We start from the raw sequence: 16687 nt of genomic DNA on the forward strand, positions 1-16687 counted from the left end.
CTTATGTGGCGCCAATCATGGCTGCCGAGTCGTGATGCTTACCAAAACCCTGTTTTCTTTCTGCTGCACGAAGGTTACGCCAATACGTTCTTCTCCCTTGTGGTAATCATGGCGCTCCTCGCTTGGTGTGGCGGCGAGGAGTTCCTGTCGATAACCATGCTCGGCAAAGCCCTTGGCATAATGGTCCAGGACCGCTGCCAGATCAGCCTTTCCTTCGTAACGTACCGTGATGCCTTGATCTTCACGTTGCCAGTGCGTACGGGCTAGGCCAGGAAAACGCGCCACGGGAATCGGGTCGGTTCCTGAAACATCGCGGGCAGGCGGCGCCGCTTGACCGATCGCCCGCAGATCCTCGATGGCCTGGGTTGCCCCCGGCACGACTTTCTCAACTTGTTGAACGGCACTGCGCGCGACATCCGGCACAGCCGAAACCCCCTCCTGAGCCATGCCGAACAGCCATCCAGCCAAGCTGATCGTCAGCCAGACGGCCAGAATTGTGAACATCAGGATGACGACCGAAATCAGAATCCAGGTCCGGCGGCTGATTGCAAAAATCCGGCTCGCCAGCATGCTGAACAGGGAAAGTTTGGAAAGGCTCATTTCAGTCCTCCGTCGGGCAGGATGGCGGCAACGGGCCGAACTCACGCTGTCGCGACAAGCGACGCTCCAGACTACGGGACGCCCGGTCGACGGATCGGGCGATAGCGATCTGGAGATCATCGGCAACTTCCTCGATCACGACATCGCGCATCCGGGGTAGCGGTATTCTTAGCTGACACCGCTTATCGTTGCCACCACGCGGTCCATTGATGTCAGACAGTGTGATGACGACGCGATCTACATCTTGCTGGGCCCAATCCAGGCCAAAATTGAGGCAGCGCTCGGTATGATCACGCAAGCCTTCGCTCATTTCGATGCCTTTGGCGCGGATGTCGATCTGCATGTTTGCTCCTTCGTTGTGAATATGAGAGCACGATAGGAGCAAAAAATGCTTTAATAAACACGAATTTTTATTAACAATATTTCGGCAATTAACGAACAGTCACATGAACCTCAAGCATCTTCGGTATTTCTGGACGGTTGCCCAGGTGGGTGGCATCAGCCGTGCTGCTGAGACGTTGAATCTCACGCCGCAGACCATTAGCGGACAGATCCGCCATCTTGAAGAGGACCTCGGGGCGGCGCTGTTTCGTCCGGCTGGACGTGGCCTGGAACTTACCGAAGCGGGCCGGCAGGTTCTGTCCTACGCCGATGAAATCCTGCATCTGAGCGGGGAGTTGAAGCAGGCATTGTCGGCCCGCCAAAGACAACCGATCCCGGTACTGCGCATTGGCATCACGGACGTCGTCCCGAAAACATTCGCTTACCGTTTGCTGGCCCCTGTTGGCAAACTACCTGAGCCCGTTAGGCTGGTTTGCCGGGAAGGCACTATCGACATGCTGCTGGCCGAATTGGCCTTGCAGCGTCTTGACATGGTCGTGGCAGATCGTCCGATGCCGTCCGGGCTGGCCATCCGCGGGCACAGCCATAAGTTGGGGGAAAGCCCCTTGGCGTTTTTCGGGGGGGCGTCTTTGTGCGCAGAACTTGGCGATTTTCCGCAATGCCTGAACGATGCGCCGCTGCTTCTACCGGGGGGACATTCCGCTATTCGTGGTCATATCGATCGCTGGTTGAGCGACCTGCGCTTAGTGCCGCGGCTGATGGGCGAGTTCGACGATAGTGCATTGATGAAAGCTTTTGGGCAGGCGGGCGCTGGGTTTTTCCCGGGGCCCGCCGTTCTGAGGGATGAAATATGCACACGCTACAATACGCGCTGCATCGGCGTGGTCAATGAGATTCATGAGGGGTTCTGGGCCATAACGGCCGAGCGACGGGTTGTTCACCCGGCGATCATGACAGTCATGGAATCCGCACGTTCAGCATTATTTCCCAGCATCACCCAGCCAGTTCCAACAACGTGAGTTTCCTCAATCGGCAGCCATCATGCAAACAAACGAACAGTCAAATCACCAAACACAGGATCCTGTACTGTCCTTCTTCAACAGGGTAATCTCCCAAGTTGCACGCGTACTCGCTGCGGTCATGGTAATGGTCATCATCTGGGGCGTGGCGGATGTGGTCTATGTGCTTTACCAGCGCTTGATGGCACCGCCATTCATGCTGCTTGAAATCAAGGATATTCTCGCAACCTTCGGTGCATTCATGGCAGTGCTGATCGCAGTTGAAATATTTCACAACATCATTCTTTATGTCGAAGACAACCATAACCGGCAACTGGCCGTTGAGATTGTCCTCGGGACGGCTCTGATGGCCATTGCTCGCAAGGTCATCGTGCTGGACTTCAACGAGGTGGGGGCTGAGCATGTCTATGCAACAGCCGCGGTAACGCTGGCATTGTCCGTGGGATACTACTTGATCGTTATCCGGAGAAAAGGCTCGAATTCGTGAATGCCAGGCTCCATTATTCCTTCTGTCAATGGCTGACCGGAGCGCCGCGTTGATGCCCATGCTGCATGAACTGTTTGTCGCCATTCCTGGCCAATGGGAGAAGGTCATTGCGACCTTCTTCCTGATTGCCGTAGGTGCCGCTCTCTCTCACCTCTGGGCGCGCTATCTTGTGCGAGGGGAAATTTCCGCCGAGAAGCGTCGGATGCATCTGGTCTGGGCCCGGAACGTCATCTGGTTCCTGGTTTTTTTCGTCATCATCTCGGTCTGGGCGTCGACGATTGCCGGTTTTGCCCTGTCCCTAGCAGCGGTTGCCGGGGCCGTCCTGATCGTCAGCAAAGAACTGCTGATGTGCGTGCTGGGCTATCTTTACATCACCTTCGTCCGGCCGTTCAAGGTAGGTGATCTCATTGAAATCAACCAACTTCATGGCCGGGTCATCGACATCGACATATTTGCCACGACGTTGGCGGAGTTAGGCTATGCCGGGCAGCAGACCGGCAAGATGGCTGAGTTTCCGAATGGCTTGTTGCTGACCACGCCTTTGAAAAACACATCTCTCACCGGAGATTACGTATTGCATCTGTTTCGCATGCCGATCCCCGATGAAGCAATGTGGGATCTTGATCGCGTGGAATCTGCGGCGCTGGCGGCTGCCGATGAGGCGACACAGACTTGGCAAAGCGAGGCCGAAGCGCATTTCCGCAAAATTTCCGACGAAAGCTTCATCGCTTTTCCCTCTGGCCGCAACAAGATTCTGTGGGATTTTTCCGACCCCGAGCAACTAATGCTCGTGATCAGAGTGGCCTGTCCGAGTCATCTGCGGCTGAAAGTGGAGCAGGCCGTGTTTCGCGATACCTGGCGAATATTGAGACCGGGTCAGTTAACCAAACCGCACTGCGACATCAGCGCACAGTAGCGTCCGGTTCACCCGATTGCGCCAGGATGACTGCCCGCGCGGTGTCGCGCAGTACAAGGGCTGCGTGCCAGTTTGCTCCTGCGGGAATGATCGGTGGATGGACGGTAACCGTCAATTTGCTGTAGCGTGGCCACAGACTAAGGTCAGGAAGAAGACGGCGGGTGCCGCTCAAAGTGACAGGAATGACCGGAACATCGGCGCGGGCAGCGGCCAGGAAAGCCCCCATGCGGAAGGGCAATACACCGGGCGGTTCACGGAAGGTTCCTTCGGCAAAGACTACAAGGGCGTTGCCTGCTCCAGCCCGCCTCTCCAGTGCATGCGTGTCTTCAACACCGCGCACAGTATCAAAGCGCTCAACGAAAACTGCGCCTAGGCGTTTCAACGGTATCGCGGCCAGCGGGTGAGCAAGCAATTCCTGTTTGGCAACAAAAGCGAAACGTGCGGGTAGCGCAGCCGATTGCTCGTGGCTGGATGCCAGTCGCAGTCAGGGCAAGGCGTGATCCGATTCGGGCGAGACGCCGCGCGGCGAGCGTTGGCGCAAGCGCTATCGCAACCCAGAAGACCGGTGCCAGGAGGCCGAAAACCATCCACACCCAGAGTCCCCAGAGTGGGCCGGTGAGTTCTATAGCCAATTGCTCTACCTCAGCGCGAATTGCTTCATTGCCATCCTGCGCCGTACGAGTTTCGGCCAGTACCACCAGGCGCTCGGTCCCGGCGCGCACGCCCGTGACACGACCGACAGCTTCTTCCAATTCTTGCGGGTAGCTGGAACAGGCGCAACATATTGAATTCCAGTGTAGCCAGAATGTCCGTTCGTAATTATGTTCAAGACTTTGGGGTCACCATTGCGTATTACAACAAATAATCAACCATTATCGCGTCTTATATTTGCTACTTTCGCTGCATTGAACTTCGTTTGATTAGTATGTAATATCGTAATACGTAATACGGTATGAAATACGAGGATGCCATGGCCAGAGCAGGAATCTACAAGTCAGAAGTCGTCAGAGCGCGTAACAAGCTGTTGGCGATGGGGCGCTACCCATCGATCGACGCAATTCGCAGCGAGTTAGGCGATACCGGCTCGAAAGGCACGATTCACCGCTATCTGAAGGAAATCGAAGAAGAGGAAGGCGGCAGTACCGGTACCCAGGTCGCGGTCAGTGAAGCCATCCAGGATCTGGCTGCCAGGCTCGCAGAACGCCTGCATGAAGAAGCTGATCAGCGTTTGGCGGCTCTGACCGATAAGCACAAGGCAGAAATTGCGGCGCTGAACGACACCATCGCCACATTACGTAATGAAGTGGAATCCTTTCGCAGCCAGTCTGAACGCCAGGCCCTGGAGTTGGGTGCAGAGAAAGCAGCCCACAGCGAAATACTAAGCGTGCTCCAAGAAGAGAGAATCGTTCGGGCACAAATGGCTCAGCGCATCCAGGACATGGAAGGGCAACTGGTAAAGGAAGAAGCGCACCGTGTGTCGCTGGAGGAAAAGCACCAACACGCCCGCGAGGCACTGGCGCATTTCCGAACCGCAGCGAAGGAACAACGGGAGCAGGATCAGCGCCAGTTCGAACAGCAGATCCAGTTCTTGCAGGGGGAGTTGCGTAATGCCAAGGAAACGGCAAACGCGAAACAGCAAGAACTCATCCGCAGTCATGAGGACAATGCCCGTCTATCAAGCGAGCTCACCCATGCGCACAGTGAACTTCATCGACACGATGGCGAAGTACGAACATTGCGCTCGGTCAAAGAGCAGTTGGCCGTTGCCGAGGTGAAAATCCAACAGTTGACGGATCAGTTGGCGCAAGCCAACGGGCGAGTGTCCGATCTGGACAAGGAAAACCAAGCGAACCTCTGCAAGCTAAGGGAGAGCATGGAAACGGGGCAGCGGCTGGCAGCCGAACTGATGGCGGCAAAAGCCGTTGCCGCTAGCCACGAGAAAGTCTTTGAAAAGCTCGCGACATTACAGTCGCCACAGGCGAAGAGCACCAACGCCAAGAAAAATAGCGTTGACAATCAAGATTCGCTTTTTAATTCAGAAGAGTAGGCAGTTTTCGGGGAATTTTTCATGATTCCCGGCCGACCCTCTAACCCGGCCTCAACCTCGTTCCCTTCGGTTGCTGGATGCTCCGCGATAAAGCTGCGTTGCGTCGATTAGCTCTATGTTGAGCATCCGCTTTGATAAGCGAGCGTGTAAGAATTTTTGTGTAAACGGTCATTTGGCAGGAAACCACCGCGCCTCAAGGAGCGATGATGGCCGTAGCAAAGAAAGCAGCCCCCAAGGAGTTGCTGGACAGCCTGCTGGCTGACTATCGGAAACCGGAAGACCTGATTGGCGAGAACGGCTTGCTCAAGCAACTCACCAAGTTACTGGTTGAGAAAGCATTGGAAGCGGCGCCAACGCACCTGGCAAGTAGTGCCTTCAATTTCCGTTACTCGGCCTGAACGGTCATTCGACCAGCGTCAATTGAGTGGCGGCTAACGGGCAATCGACTCATTCAAATGAGAATTGGGGACGCAGGTCACTTGGCATTTGCGGTCGATTTCGGCCGCCCAGCCTTGAGGTGTTCGACATAAGTTGCCGCTGATTGAAGCTCATCTTGCCGCATACGCTCCAATGCAGCCAATCCGATACGGACCACCTCGCTCCTGTTCAGGATGTGGCCCTTCCTTCCAAATTCAACCTGAAGCCTATCGAGCTGTTCTAGGCAGCTACTTGGCAAAGAAAAGGTTGCTCTTATGACCTTTGCGCCGTTTGTCTTCGGGGTTTTTTCTTCAAAATCTTCCATAACATAAATATATTATGCAATAATAAGAACAGTCAACAATTCTAGGCATCACGCCAATGATCACTACGATTGATTTGTTTGCCGGCGCGGGTTTGATGACTGAGGGGTTTCGCCAGTCCGGTTTTCGGTCGATTTTTGCGGCTGAAGCTGACCATCGCGCCGTCGCAAGCTTCAACAAAAATATTGAGAACGTTGCGAGAGTCTGGGACGTGCGTAAGGTGGATGCTTCGCTTCAGTCTCAGGTGATTCTCGCCGGTCCGCCCTGCCAAGGCTTTAGCACACTGGGCAAGCGCGATAGCAATGACGAACGAAACAAGCTATCGCTTACCGTTCTTCCATGGATAAAGTCGGCCAATCCAAGTGTGGTTGTAATTGAGAACGTGCCCCAGTTTGTCGAATCAATCTATTGGAAGAGGATCAAGAGGGCTGCAAAGAGAGAGGGTTACGAAAGTTGCCATTGGATTCTGAATGCCGCTGATTTTGGGGTGCCGCAGCGGCGCATCAGGGCATTTTGCATCCTCTCTCGAATCGGATTGCCGACGCAACCGGAACCAACACACGAAATACCCGTGACCGTGCGCCAAGCGTTCTCAGGCCTCTCCTGTAATCCAACAGATCTAAACCAGCACATCGCCCCAATGCCGAAAGGTGTGGCGTACGAGCGCATTAAGATAATTCCGCCGAACGGAGATAAGCGTGATGTGCTGCGCCTTGCAGCGCATCTATGCCCCCCTAGTTGGGAAAAAATTGGAGCGCAAGCTGTCGACGTATGGGGTCGAATGAATTTTGATGAGCCATCGAATACTGTGCGCTGCTCTTTTCAGAACCCCTCCAAGGGGCGATATCTGCATCCGGCAGAGAATAGAGTCATAACAATCCGTGAAGGCGCGCGCCTTCAAGGTGTGCCCGACGAATGGGTTTTCGTGGGAGACAGAACTTCCATGGCCCGTCAAATCGGCAATGGTGTTCCAGTGCCCTTGGCCAAGGTCGTTGCGAATTCCATTCGGAGGCTCTTTATCCCTTAGGCCAACAATTCCGATTTTGTCCTGAGGTAGGCTTGCTTATCCAATCCGGAAGCAGGCCTTTTTTTCTTGAGGCAGAACGTGGGCTATCATTGCGTCATAACCGATATCTATCAAGGAATTTGCGATGACCCTGGGTGCGGAAAGCCAGTTGCAGTTGCTAGGTGCTACCTGTTCGAAGGAAAAACCGAATGAGTTCGAGATGGTCATCCAAGGTGGCATGTTGGATGCGCTCGGTATCAACATGTACTCGACACTGGCCAAGAGCATGGTTGAATTCGTGGCCAATTCTCACGACAGCGAGGCTGGCTACGTAAATATCTCGATCCCCTTTGACCGCATTCTTTCGGCTCGCGCCCTAGTCCGAGCGGAAGCGAAGAAAGCTGTTGCAGCCGGCAAGATGGAGCCTTTTACTGTACTGCTGCTTCCATTGCCGGACGATATCAAAATCGAGATCACAGATGACGGGCACGGAATGGATCCGGCGGATGTGCAGCATAAATTTCTTCCGGTTAATCGGAAACGCCGACTAGACAACGGTTCGGGAAAGGAAAGCAATCTAAACTCCGAGTCCGGAAAACGCAAAGTTATGGGCAGAAAAGGCCTTGGAAAATTAGCTGGATTTGGGGTCGCGGAAAAAATCACTATTAAAACAAAGCGTGCTGAAGACGATTTTTGGACTGTCTTTGAAATGGACTATGCCAAGCTCTCCGAGGCTCCGAATCTCGCTGGCGTTACCATCCCCGCAACATACCAGACGGGGACGCCAGCGGAAAAGGGAACGATCATCACCTTGTCCCGTCTTCGCTGCGATGCATTGAAACGTGGAGAGACAGACCTGCGTTCGACTCTGAACCAAAATTTCTTCGGAATTCGCTCGGAAGATTTTGCGATAAAGATCAACGGAAACACGCTTTCCACGCCGCCCGTCGAATACTCCTTCACGTTTCCTACCGAGCGCCCCCATGATGGCTTCGCCCGCACAGTCGTTGAGGTTGAGGAAGTCGGAAACATCGCTTTTGATTATGTTGTGAAATTTCGAACCCCTGGGGATAGCCTCAAGAACGATCAACGTGGTGCCCGCATTTATTGCCACAATCGGTTAGCCGCAGGCCCTTCTCTCTTCGGTCTGCCATCGGGGGTGCACAATTTCCATGGTCAGGACTACATGGAATGTATTGTCCAGGCAGATCAACTTGACGAGATCGGTGTCGACTTGGTCAGTACCGACCGTACACAGTTGAAAGGGGAAAGCGAGGTTGTCATTGCCTTCATGGATCGAATCACTGACATATTAAGGCGAGCCTTGAATGCCCACTACAAGTTCAAGGAAGGCATAGTCGATCAGGAGATCGTTGAAAAAAACCCTGGCTGGTTGCGACTTGTCGACAGCATGGATAAGAAAACCCGAGAGCCTGCAAAAAAATTGCTCCGAACACTGGGTTCGCAGTTCGGCGTTGGGTCTAGAGAGTTTAACGAGATCGCCCCCTTGGTCATGAACACGATGAATGCCGGAGAAGTGCTGGTGCGACTGATCGAGGTTGGAACAAGCGCCAAAGAAATCAATGAAATTGCTGCTGCACTCTTGGACCTGGCGGAGGTCGAAAAAAGCCAAGCGCTGACCATCTTCAGAGGCAAGCTCAGCGCTATTCACGCATTACGCCAGTTGATCAACAAGGGCAAAGAAGAGTGGAGAAAAAAACAATTCGAAGAGGAACTCCACACCCTTTTGAAGAGGAATCCTTGGCTTATCCGCCAGGAGTTCTCCAACCACCTGACCTCCAATCAGACGCTTGAAACGCTATGTTCGGAGTTGGCAAATGAACTTGGAGTAGATCATTTCGCCGAAGACAGTCCCAAAAAGGCTAATCTTCGCCCGGACTTGGTTTTCCTGATGAACGATCCAAATTTTCACGAACTCGTCATCGTCGAGTTGAAGTCCCCAACCATCCCTCTTGAGATTGATCATTTAACGCAATTGATGGGATACATCTCTGATGCTGAAGCTTGGATCAAACGCAAGTTTCACCATGATGTACGGGTAACTGGTTACTTAATTGGAACTCGAGAAGAGCCCGAAAAACGAACTCGTGATGCCATTACGCTCGAAAATCAGATTGCTAAGGCGGGGCCAACAACCGAATGGAAGGTTTACGACCTTCACGAACTACTCCGTAACACCGAAGGAGCCCATGCGGATATGATCAAAGCGATAGAGAATGATCTTGGTGAAGACCACGTCCTTATCATCCCCAAAAGCCCTACAGCGTTAGCCTCTGCGTCGTCCGATGAAAATGCGGAATCGGTGGCACCATCGGCAGCGGAAAATGCTGCGACGACTACTCCAAGCTAAGCGGTTATCTAAAATTTAGTTGCCGGGCAGCGAATAGCGGGCTGCCCTTACCTATCGCTTTAGAGCATGGACAGCCCAGACATTCGCAGCTAGCCTAGTTAATTCGCATTTAGCGTTATCTATTCGCACATAGTAAGGTTGTTTGCAACATCGCCGCGACGGCAACCAGCAGCATGTACAGCGTGCGCTGCGCCGGCACGCCGAAACCGGCCAGCAAGGCATAGGCGAACGCCCCCAGCGCCGCCGCCAGCAGCCCGGCCCGTTGCGCCGGCCAGCGCAAGGCCAGCGCCGGCACACGCCGCCACAAGGCGCTGACCAGCCAGCCGAGCAAGCCGGCCACCATCGTCACGTGCAAACCGCTGATCGACATCAGATGCGTCGTGCCGGTGCGGTTGAACACCGTCCACAAATCGCCCTCCACGGCTTTCTGGTCGCCAACCGCCAGCGCCGTCAGGATGCCGATCCACGGCCAGCGGCCCGGCGGCAGGGCAGCCAGAAAATGGCGCCGGACGGCGCTGCGCATCAGTTCGACGATATGCCCCGGGCGCCAGACGAAATCGGCGAGCTTGTCCGCCGGCCCCGGCCGCACGTAGCCGGTTGCCCGGATGCCGCGCTCGAGCAGCCACACCTCGTAATCGAAACCGCCCGGATTGGCGCCGCCGTGCGGCCGCTTCAGGCGCACTGTGAGCTGCCAGCGCTGGCCCGGCGCCACCGCCGGTAGCGCCTGCTTGCCGTGATACCAAGCGAGCTGGATGCGCGTCGGCACCACGGCTGTTGCGGTCAACACCCGTTCGACGGCAAATTCGAAGCGCGTGCCCCGGTCGAAATCCTGCGGCAGGCCGGCGATGCTGCCGATCACCTGCACGTCCCGGCCCTCCCAGTCGGCACCCAGCTCGTCAGCCAGGCGCAGGTCGGCACGCCAGCCGGCCCAGCAGAAACCGAGCAGGCAGCAGCCGATCAGCGCCAGAGCGCGCCACGGCCAGGTGCGCCAGCGCAACGCCGGCAGGCAGCAGACGACGGCCAGCGGCAGCCAGAGATAAACCGCCGGCGGGCTGGCATGGGTCTGCAGGAACAGGACGCCGGCGGCGAAGGCGAGGATAGCGGAACGCATGCCAATATCATGGCACGAAGCGTCACAAACAGCGAAGCCCGGCTTTTGCGATAATCGCCGGATGCGCCGCTTCCTGAAAAAATATCTGCCCGACCACGAGACGATACGTCGCAACCCCTGGTTGCGTCCCTTCGAGAACTCCCTGCTGCACCCGCGGCTGTGGCACCTGAACCGCCGCTCGGCGGCTGGCGCCGTCGCCGCCGGCCTGTTCTGCGGCCTGATTCCCGGCCCTTTCCAGATGCCGGCAGCGGCGCTGGCGGCCATCCTGTTTCGCGCCAACCTGCCGCTGGCGCTATTCGTGACGCTCTATACCAACCCACTCACCATCGTTCCGCTGTACCTGCTGGCCTACCAGATCGGCCGGCTACTGATCGGCGACACGGCCGGTTTCCTGGTACCGCCGGCCTTCGTCTTCGACAATTTCGTCGCCTGGACGCAGGCCATGCAGGACTGGATGCTGGCCGTCGCCCGGCCGCTCGCCGTCGGCCTGATCGTGCTCGCCGACGGGCTGGCGCTGGCCGGCTACTTCCTGACGCGCGGCGCCTGGCGCCTGTACCTGGTCCGGCACTGGCAGCGGCGCCGCGCGGGCAAACGCTCAGCCTGACTTCTTGCGGTGATCGATGACCCGCACTGCCTTGCCCATCGAACGCTCGATGGCGCCGGTCGGCTTGACGTTGACGGTGCATGAGACGCCGATGAAATCCTTGATGTCCTTCTGCACCTTCGCCGCCACCCGGTCCATCGCCTCCTGGCCGCGGGCAAACAGCGGCGGGCTGGCCTCGACATTGACCGCCATCGAGTCCATGAAGCCTTCGCGGAAAACCTCGATCTGGTAGAACGGCGACAGCGTCTCGCTGCGCATCAGCACCGCCTCGACCTGGGTCGGGAAGACATTCACGCCACGGATGATCAGCATGTCGTCGGAACGGCCCGAGATGCGCCGGATGCGCGCATGCGTCCGGCCGCACTTGCACGGGCTGCGCTCGATCACCGAAATGTCGCGGGTCCGGTAACGCAGGATCGGGAAGGCTTCCTTGGTCAGCGAAGTAAACACGATCTCGCCCTCCTCGCCATCCGGCACCGGCTGGCCGGTATCGACATCGACGCATTCGACGAGGAAATGATCCTCCCAGACATGCAGCCCTTTCTTGGCCTCGATGCATTCGACACCGACTCCCGGCCCCATGACTTCCGACAGACCGTAGATGTCGATGGCCTCAAGCCCCAGGCGTGATTCGATCTCGTAGCGCATTTCCTCGGTCCACGGCTCGGCACCGAAAATACCGACCTTGAGCGGCAGCTTGCGCACATCGACACCGATACTCTCGGCCTCCTCGGCAATGTTCAGCGCGTAGGACGGCGTGCAGCACAAGGCCGTCGCCTGGAAATCCGAAAGCAGCATGACCTGCTTCTGCGTCTGTCCGCCCGACATCGGCACGGTCAGCACGCCCAGTTCCTCGGCGCCGTAATGCAGGCCGAGACCGCCGGTGAACAGACCATAGCCATAAGCATTGTGCAGGCGATCACCGGGGCGCAGGCCGGCGGCAGCAAGGCTGCGCGCGACCAGTTGCGACCAGTTGGCGATGTCGCGGCGGGTATAGCCGACGACAGTCGGCTTGCCGGTGGTACCGGACGAGGCATGGACACGGACGACCTGTTCGGTCGGCACGGCAAACATGCCGAAGGGGTAGTTGTCGCGCAACTGCTCCTTCTTGGTAAACGGCAGCAGGCGGGCGTCGGCCAGCGACTGGATGTGGTGCGGTTTGACCTCCAGCTCGTCCATCGCCTCGCGATAGAACTTGACCGTCGCGTAGCAGCGCTCGACGGTGTTGCGCAGACGGCGCAACTGCATTGCCTCGAGATCTTCCCGCGGCAAGGTTTCGTTTTCAATATCGAAAATCATGCAACTTCCTCCCTGTAGCTTTTTTATTTAAGGGAGAAATGATACGCCCGCCGAAGCGGGCGTGTTACATCAGGCGGCTGACAGCCGGTCTCAGGTCCTGAAACGACCGACTTCGCTGGACAGCGTTTCGGCCAGCTGGCGCAGGCCGTCGGCGGTATGCGCGTTGCCGCTGGCCGCCGCATTGTTTTCCTCGGCCATCTGGGCAATGCGCTCGACGTTCTGGGCGATCTCGGTGCTGGCCGCCGCCTGCTCGCGCAAGGCGATGGTGATTTCCGAAACCGCTTCCATCACCCGGCGTGAGTGTTCCTGCACCAGGCCGATCGTTTCGCCGGCACGTTGCGCCTCGACAACGCCGACAGCAACCCGGTCGACACCGCGCTTCATGCTATCCACCGCAGTTGCCGTGCCGGACTGGATGGCGGCGATCATGCCGGCAATTTCCTGCGTCGATTTAGCGGTACGCTCGGCCAGCTTGCGCACTTCGTCGGCCACCACCGCGAAGCCCCGGCCCGACTCGCCGGCCCGGGCGGCCTCAATGGCCGCATTGAGCGCCAGCAGGTTGGTCTGGTCGGCAATCTCCTTGATCGTGCCGACGATGGTAGAAATCTCGTCGGACTGACGCCCCAAGGCCTCAACCGCACCGGCAGAATGATTCACCGTATCGGCGATCCCCTGTATCTCGACCACCACCTGCTGGACGATGCTGCTGCCCTCACCCGCTACACGATCGGATTCGCGGGAATAGGACTCGGCATCCGTGGCGTTCTTGGCAATGTGGTCGACACCGACAGTCATTTCCTCGACCGAGGCTGCCATGCTCGATGCGGAATCGCTCTGCGAACCCGCACTGCTTGAAATCTGGTGGCTGGAAGTCGCCAGATCGCCGGCTGCCGTATGCAATTCGCCAACGTCGGCCTGAATGCGTGAGAGCAACTCGCGGATCGACGCAGCCATGTTGTTGAGATCGAGACCGGCCGCGTGCAGTTCATCTGCCCCCTCGGTCGAGAAATGAACGGTCATGTCGCCACCGGCCATGCGCTTGGCACCCGCCGAGAAGATATCGACGGTACCGATCACCGAATAGTAGGTGCCGATACCGAAATAAGCGACCAGCAGCATCACCAGCGTAGACAAGGCGGCCTGGAAGATCAGCATGTTTTCGGCGTGCGACTGGCGCGCCTGCAACTGCTTTTCAAATTGCGGAATCAAGGTCTCGTACATGATCTTGTAACCCAGATCGATGACCTGGGTCGTCATGGCGAAATAGTCTGCCGGCTTGGTTTCGAAACGTTCGTTGAGGATGTCTTCCTGAACCAGCTTGAACACTTTCTGCGACGCTTCGGTAAATTCCTGCGTCGGCCCGGTCAACGAGGCACGCAGTTCCGGCGCGAACTTCATGACCTTTTCCAGGTTGGAGTTCTGCAGGCGCAAGGTGCCGTTCATGCGTTCCAGCAAGGCCGTGATATCGCGGCGCATGTCCAGCGTCAGCTCCTGCGAACTGAGCACGCCGGTACCACGCGCCCGCATGATGCCCAGCGGTTCGAGCATGGCCGGCATCTTGCCGACGACGGTGTCCATGAAATAGTAGGTATCAACCACCGGATCGAGGGTCAGCTGGGTTTCATCAGCCAGATCGACCATGAAGATCAGGACCTTGGCGATCATCTGCGTATGCCGCTTGAGATTTTCCGGCGCCGGCCAGCCCAGCCCCTGCTTGCTGATTTCCGACCAGTCGGCGCGGATATCCTTCCAGGCCTGGCTGTCACGCAAGCTGTCGCTGAGTGCAGCATCGGTATCGCCAATGGCCTTTTCCACTTCCTTCTCGACCGCCGCGCGCCGTTCCTTCATCGCCTCGTTGCCGTTGAGCACGCCGGATGACAAACCACGATGCTGCTGCATGAACTGCACGGAACGGTTCATCGGCTTGAGCATCTGCAAACCGGCCAGTTCGTGCCTGGCTGTATCGATATCGCGGCTCAGGTTGATGAACAGCGTATACAGCAATACCAGCAGCACGACAACCAGGGCGCTGCCCAGAAAAACAAACTTGGCCCGGAACCGCAAACGGTTCATCAACGCCACCGCAGGCATGAACAATGCACGCATATCTTTCCCCCCTGACCTTAAATCCGGCCGGCAATGTATCAGAAACAGCAAACTAATTCAGATATATTACAAACGAGACAATCTGCCATCATTGAGTTCGATCAAGGTATCCGCCCTGGCCGCCAGATTCCGGTCATGGGTCACCATCACCAGACTGGCCCCCTGTCGCCGGACATGCTCGATCAGCAGATCGAATACCACCCCGGCTGTCTGACTGTCGAGATTGCCGGTTGGTTCATCGGCGAGAATGCATGAGGGATCGCTGACCAGCGCCCGGGCGATCGCCGCGCGCTGGCGTTCGCCGCCGGACAACTCACCGGGACGGTGCTCAAGCCGGTGGCCCAGGCCGACGGCACCGAGCATGTCGGCGGCCTTGGTCAGCGCCGCCCGACGCTCGACCCGACGGATCAGCAGCGGCATGGCGACGTTTTCCAGCGCCGAGAACTCCGCCAGCAGGTGATGGAACTGGTAAACAAAGCCGAGATGCCGGTTACGCCAATCACCGCGGTCGACCTCGTTCAGCGCCGAAAAATCACGGCCCTTGAGCGAGACCGTACCGCTGCTCGGCGCATCAAGCCCGCCCAGCAGGTGCAGCAGCGTGCTCTTGCCGGAACCCGAAGCTCCGACGATGGCCAGCGTCCGGCCGGCCTCGACGGCGAGGTCGATGTTGTCGAGGACGGTCACGTCAAGTCCGCCGCCGCGGAATACCTTGCCCAGCCCCCGGGCAGTCAGGATGTTCTCACTCATAGCGCAAGGCCTCCGCCGGATTGACCCGCGACGCCCGCCAGCTCGGATACAGCGTCGCCAGCAGCGACAGCACGAAAGCGATGGCAGTCACGCCCCAGACATCACTCCACAGCAATTCAGACGGCAGGTCGGAAATGTAATAGACATCCTTGGCCAGGAACTGCGTACCAAGCAGGCGCTCGATGGCCGGCACGACGACGTCGACGTTGAGCGCCAGCGCGACGCCACCGGCAACGCCCAATCCCAGTCCGATGAAACCGACCAGCGCCCCCTGGATGACGAACACCGCCATGATCGACAGCGGCCGGGCGCCCAGCGTGCGCAGGATAGCGATGTCGGCCTGCTTGTCGGTGACCGCCATGACCAGCGTCGACACCAGATTGAAGGCAGCGACGGCGACGATCAGCGACAGGATGATGAACATCATCGTCTTCTCGATCTGTACCGCCCGGAAGAAATTGGCGTGGCTCTTCGTCCAGTCGTGCAGATAGGCATCGGCATTGATGTAAGCGACCAGTTCGCGGGCGATGCGCGGTGCCTTGAACAGGTCGTCGACCTTCAGGCGCACGCCGCTGACCATGTCACCCATCTGGTACAGACGCTGCGCGTCCTGCATGTGGATCAGCGCCAGCCCGGAATCGTATTCGTACATGCCGACCTCGAAGATGCCGACGACGGTGAAGGAACGCACCCGTGGCACCACGCCGGCCGGCGTCACCGTGCCCTGCGGCGCGATCAGCGTCAGCTTGTCACCGGTGAATACCCGCAGCGAGCGCGCCAGTTCGGCACCGAGAACGACGCCGAATTCGCCCGGTTTCAGTGCATCAAGGCTGCCGCTCTTGATCGACTGGCGAAAATCGGCGACACCGTCCTCCAGTTCGGGAACAATGCCGCGCACCAGCGTGCCCTTGACATCGCCATCGACCGAAAACATCCCCTGCGATTGCACGAAGGGCGCTGTCGCCCGCACTTCCGGATGCTGTTTGGCCTGCGCCGCGATCGATTGCCAGTCAGCCAGCTCGCCGTTCACGCCGGTGATCTGGATGTGCGAGGCGACACCGAGGATGCGCGTGCGCAACTCCTTCTGAAAACCGTTCATCACCGACAGCACGACGATCAGCGCAGCAACGCCGAGGCCGATGCCGGCCATCGAAATCAGCGAAATGAAGGAAATGAAATGGTTGCGCCGCTTGGCGCGCGTGTAGCGCAAGCCGATCAGCAACTCGTAGGGCAATGACATGCGTATTCCCGCGATGCAACAAAACCGCTATGGTACACGCACCCGGAAAACC

General features: G+C 57.6%; 17 protein-coding genes. 8 read left to right on the forward strand and 9 right to left on the reverse strand.

What is annotated here, in order from left to right:
* Positions 1-15 precede the first annotated feature (15 nt).
* Both BJN45_RS17255 and BJN45_RS17260 read right to left on the reverse strand, forming a co-directional pair.
* The gene (locus BJN45_RS17255; RefSeq protein WP_076097516.1) at positions 16-600 is read right to left on the reverse strand and encodes a hypothetical protein; all 585 of its coding nucleotides are present in this window, start codon (positions 598-600) and stop codon (positions 16-18) included.
* 1 nt (position 601) lies between these two features.
* On the reverse strand, positions 602-943 hold the full coding sequence (locus BJN45_RS17260) for an HPF/RaiA family ribosome-associated protein (RefSeq protein ID WP_076097518.1): 342 nt from the start codon (positions 941-943) through the stop codon (positions 602-604).
* A 103-nt stretch (positions 944-1046) separates the two neighbouring features.
* Between BJN45_RS17260 and nhaR the strand changes: the two genes are divergently transcribed.
* Genes nhaR through BJN45_RS17275 form a run of 3 tightly spaced genes read left to right on the forward strand, consistent with a single transcriptional unit; the run spans position 1047 to position 3364 of the window.
* Positions 1047-1961, forward strand: a complete 915-nt coding sequence (gene nhaR / locus BJN45_RS17265) for a transcriptional activator NhaR (RefSeq protein ID WP_076097520.1) — start codon at positions 1047-1049, stop codon at positions 1959-1961.
* 22 nt (positions 1962-1983) lie between these two features.
* Positions 1984-2448 (forward strand): phosphate-starvation-inducible PsiE family protein, encoded by a 465-nt coding sequence (locus tag BJN45_RS17270; RefSeq protein ID WP_076097521.1) that lies wholly within the window; start codon positions 1984-1986, stop codon positions 2446-2448.
* A gap of 52 nt (positions 2449-2500) precedes the next feature.
* Entirely contained in the window at positions 2501-3364 is an 864-nt protein-coding gene (locus BJN45_RS17275; protein WP_076097543.1) for a mechanosensitive ion channel family protein, read from the forward strand.
* On the opposite strand, the gene BJN45_RS17280 is transcribed toward BJN45_RS17275, so the two are convergent.
* Positions 3351-3848 carry a lysophospholipid acyltransferase family protein gene (locus BJN45_RS17280; protein WP_083651395.1) on the reverse strand — a complete coding sequence of 166 codons (498 nt, stop codon included), beginning with the start codon at positions 3846-3848 and terminating at the stop codon, positions 3351-3353. The genes BJN45_RS17275 and BJN45_RS17280 overlap by 14 nt on opposite strands.
* Positions 3849-4316: 468 nt before the next feature.
* On the opposite strand from BJN45_RS17280, the gene BJN45_RS17285 reads away from it, so the two are divergent.
* A complete protein-coding gene (locus tag BJN45_RS17285; protein ID WP_088179101.1) occupies positions 4317-5411 on the forward strand; it encodes a DNA-binding protein in 1095 nt (364 codons plus the stop codon).
* 203 nt (positions 5412-5614) lie between these two features.
* Positions 5615-5809 carry a hypothetical protein gene (locus BJN45_RS17290; RefSeq protein ID WP_076097525.1) on the forward strand — a complete coding sequence of 65 codons (195 nt, stop codon included), beginning with the start codon at positions 5615-5617 and terminating at the stop codon, positions 5807-5809.
* Positions 5810-5886: 77 nt separating this feature from the next.
* On the opposite strand, the gene BJN45_RS17295 is transcribed toward BJN45_RS17290, so the two are convergent.
* Positions 5887-6153 carry a ribbon-helix-helix domain-containing protein gene (locus BJN45_RS17295; protein ID WP_076097527.1) on the reverse strand — a complete coding sequence of 89 codons (267 nt, stop codon included), beginning with the start codon at positions 6151-6153 and terminating at the stop codon, positions 5887-5889.
* Between the two features lie 56 nt (positions 6154-6209).
* On the opposite strand from BJN45_RS17295, the gene BJN45_RS17300 reads away from it, so the two are divergent.
* A complete protein-coding gene (locus BJN45_RS17300) occupies positions 6210-7178 on the forward strand; it encodes a DNA cytosine methyltransferase (RefSeq protein ID WP_076097528.1) in 969 nt (322 codons plus the stop codon).
* Positions 7179-7302: 124 nt separating this feature from the next.
* Entirely contained in the window at positions 7303-9528 is a 2226-nt protein-coding gene (locus BJN45_RS17305) for an ATP-binding protein (protein WP_076097530.1), read from the forward strand.
* Positions 9529-9643: 115 nt separating this feature from the next.
* On the opposite strand, the gene BJN45_RS17310 is transcribed toward BJN45_RS17305, so the two are convergent.
* Complete coding sequence (locus BJN45_RS17310; RefSeq protein WP_076097531.1) at positions 9644-10639, reverse strand: ComEC/Rec2 family competence protein; 996 nt, start codon at positions 10637-10639, stop codon at positions 9644-9646.
* A gap of 61 nt (positions 10640-10700) precedes the next feature.
* Between BJN45_RS17310 and BJN45_RS17315 the strand changes: the two genes are divergently transcribed.
* A complete protein-coding gene (locus BJN45_RS17315) occupies positions 10701-11243 on the forward strand; it encodes a DUF2062 domain-containing protein (RefSeq protein WP_076097533.1) in 543 nt (180 codons plus the stop codon).
* Here the strand turns inward: BJN45_RS17315 and BJN45_RS17320 are convergent.
* The 4 genes from BJN45_RS17320 to BJN45_RS17335 form a co-directional block, all read right to left on the reverse strand.
* Complete coding sequence (locus BJN45_RS17320) at positions 11235-12542, reverse strand: phenylacetate--CoA ligase family protein (protein ID WP_076097534.1); 1308 nt, start codon at positions 12540-12542, stop codon at positions 11235-11237. The genes BJN45_RS17315 and BJN45_RS17320 overlap by 9 nt on opposite strands.
* Before the next feature lie 90 nt (positions 12543-12632).
* Positions 12633-14648 (reverse strand): methyl-accepting chemotaxis protein, encoded by a 2016-nt coding sequence (locus BJN45_RS17815; protein ID WP_076097536.1) that lies wholly within the window; start codon positions 14646-14648, stop codon positions 12633-12635.
* Positions 14649-14714: 66 nt separating this feature from the next.
* Positions 14715-15395, reverse strand: coding sequence for a lipoprotein-releasing ABC transporter ATP-binding protein LolD (gene lolD / locus BJN45_RS17330; protein WP_076097537.1), 681 nt, complete (start codon positions 15393-15395; stop codon positions 14715-14717).
* A complete protein-coding gene (locus tag BJN45_RS17335; RefSeq protein ID WP_205750628.1) occupies positions 15388-16629 on the reverse strand; it encodes a lipoprotein-releasing ABC transporter permease subunit in 1242 nt (413 codons plus the stop codon). The genes lolD and BJN45_RS17335 overlap by 8 nt, the downstream gene beginning before the upstream one ends.
* Positions 16630-16687 lie beyond the last annotated feature (58 nt).

This window comes from Azonexus hydrophilus, assembly GCF_001956855.1.
Classification (GTDB): domain Bacteria; phylum Pseudomonadota; class Gammaproteobacteria; order Burkholderiales; family Rhodocyclaceae; genus Azonexus; species Azonexus hydrophilus_A.

What these genes read in the sequence shown, in the direction of transcription:
- BJN45_RS17255 (WP_076097516.1), bottom strand. Translation starts at nt 600, where the DNA reads ATGAGCCTTTCCAAACTTTCCCTGTTCAGCATGCTGGCGAGCCGGATT.
- BJN45_RS17260 (WP_076097518.1), bottom strand. Translation starts at nt 943, where the DNA reads ATGCAGATCGACATCCGCGCCAAAGGCATCGAAATGAGCGAAGGCTTG.
- nhaR (WP_076097520.1), top strand. Translation starts at nt 1,047, where the DNA reads ATGAACCTCAAGCATCTTCGGTATTTCTGGACGGTTGCCCAGGTGGGT.
- BJN45_RS17270 (WP_076097521.1), top strand. Translation starts at nt 1,984, where the DNA reads ATGCAAACAAACGAACAGTCAAATCACCAAACACAGGATCCTGTACTG.
- BJN45_RS17275 (WP_076097543.1), top strand. Translation starts at nt 2,501, where the DNA reads ATGCCCATGCTGCATGAACTGTTTGTCGCCATTCCTGGCCAATGGGAG.
- BJN45_RS17285 (WP_088179101.1), top strand. Translation starts at nt 4,317, where the DNA reads ATGAAATACGAGGATGCCATGGCCAGAGCAGGAATCTACAAGTCAGAA.
- BJN45_RS17290 (WP_076097525.1), top strand. Translation starts at nt 5,615, where the DNA reads ATGATGGCCGTAGCAAAGAAAGCAGCCCCCAAGGAGTTGCTGGACAGC.
- BJN45_RS17295 (WP_076097527.1), bottom strand. Translation starts at nt 6,153, where the DNA reads ATGGAAGATTTTGAAGAAAAAACCCCGAAGACAAACGGCGCAAAGGTC.
- BJN45_RS17300 (WP_076097528.1), top strand. Translation starts at nt 6,210, where the DNA reads ATGATCACTACGATTGATTTGTTTGCCGGCGCGGGTTTGATGACTGAG.
- BJN45_RS17305 (WP_076097530.1), top strand. Translation starts at nt 7,303, where the DNA reads ATGACCCTGGGTGCGGAAAGCCAGTTGCAGTTGCTAGGTGCTACCTGT.
- BJN45_RS17310 (WP_076097531.1), bottom strand. Translation starts at nt 10,639, where the DNA reads ATGCGTTCCGCTATCCTCGCCTTCGCCGCCGGCGTCCTGTTCCTGCAG.
- BJN45_RS17315 (WP_076097533.1), top strand. Translation starts at nt 10,701, where the DNA reads ATGCGCCGCTTCCTGAAAAAATATCTGCCCGACCACGAGACGATACGT.
- BJN45_RS17320 (WP_076097534.1), bottom strand. Translation starts at nt 12,542, where the DNA reads ATGATTTTCGATATTGAAAACGAAACCTTGCCGCGGGAAGATCTCGAG.
- BJN45_RS17815 (WP_076097536.1), bottom strand. Translation starts at nt 14,648, where the DNA reads ATGCGTGCATTGTTCATGCCTGCGGTGGCGTTGATGAACCGTTTGCGG.
- lolD (WP_076097537.1), bottom strand. Translation starts at nt 15,395, where the DNA reads ATGAGTGAGAACATCCTGACTGCCCGGGGGCTGGGCAAGGTATTCCGC.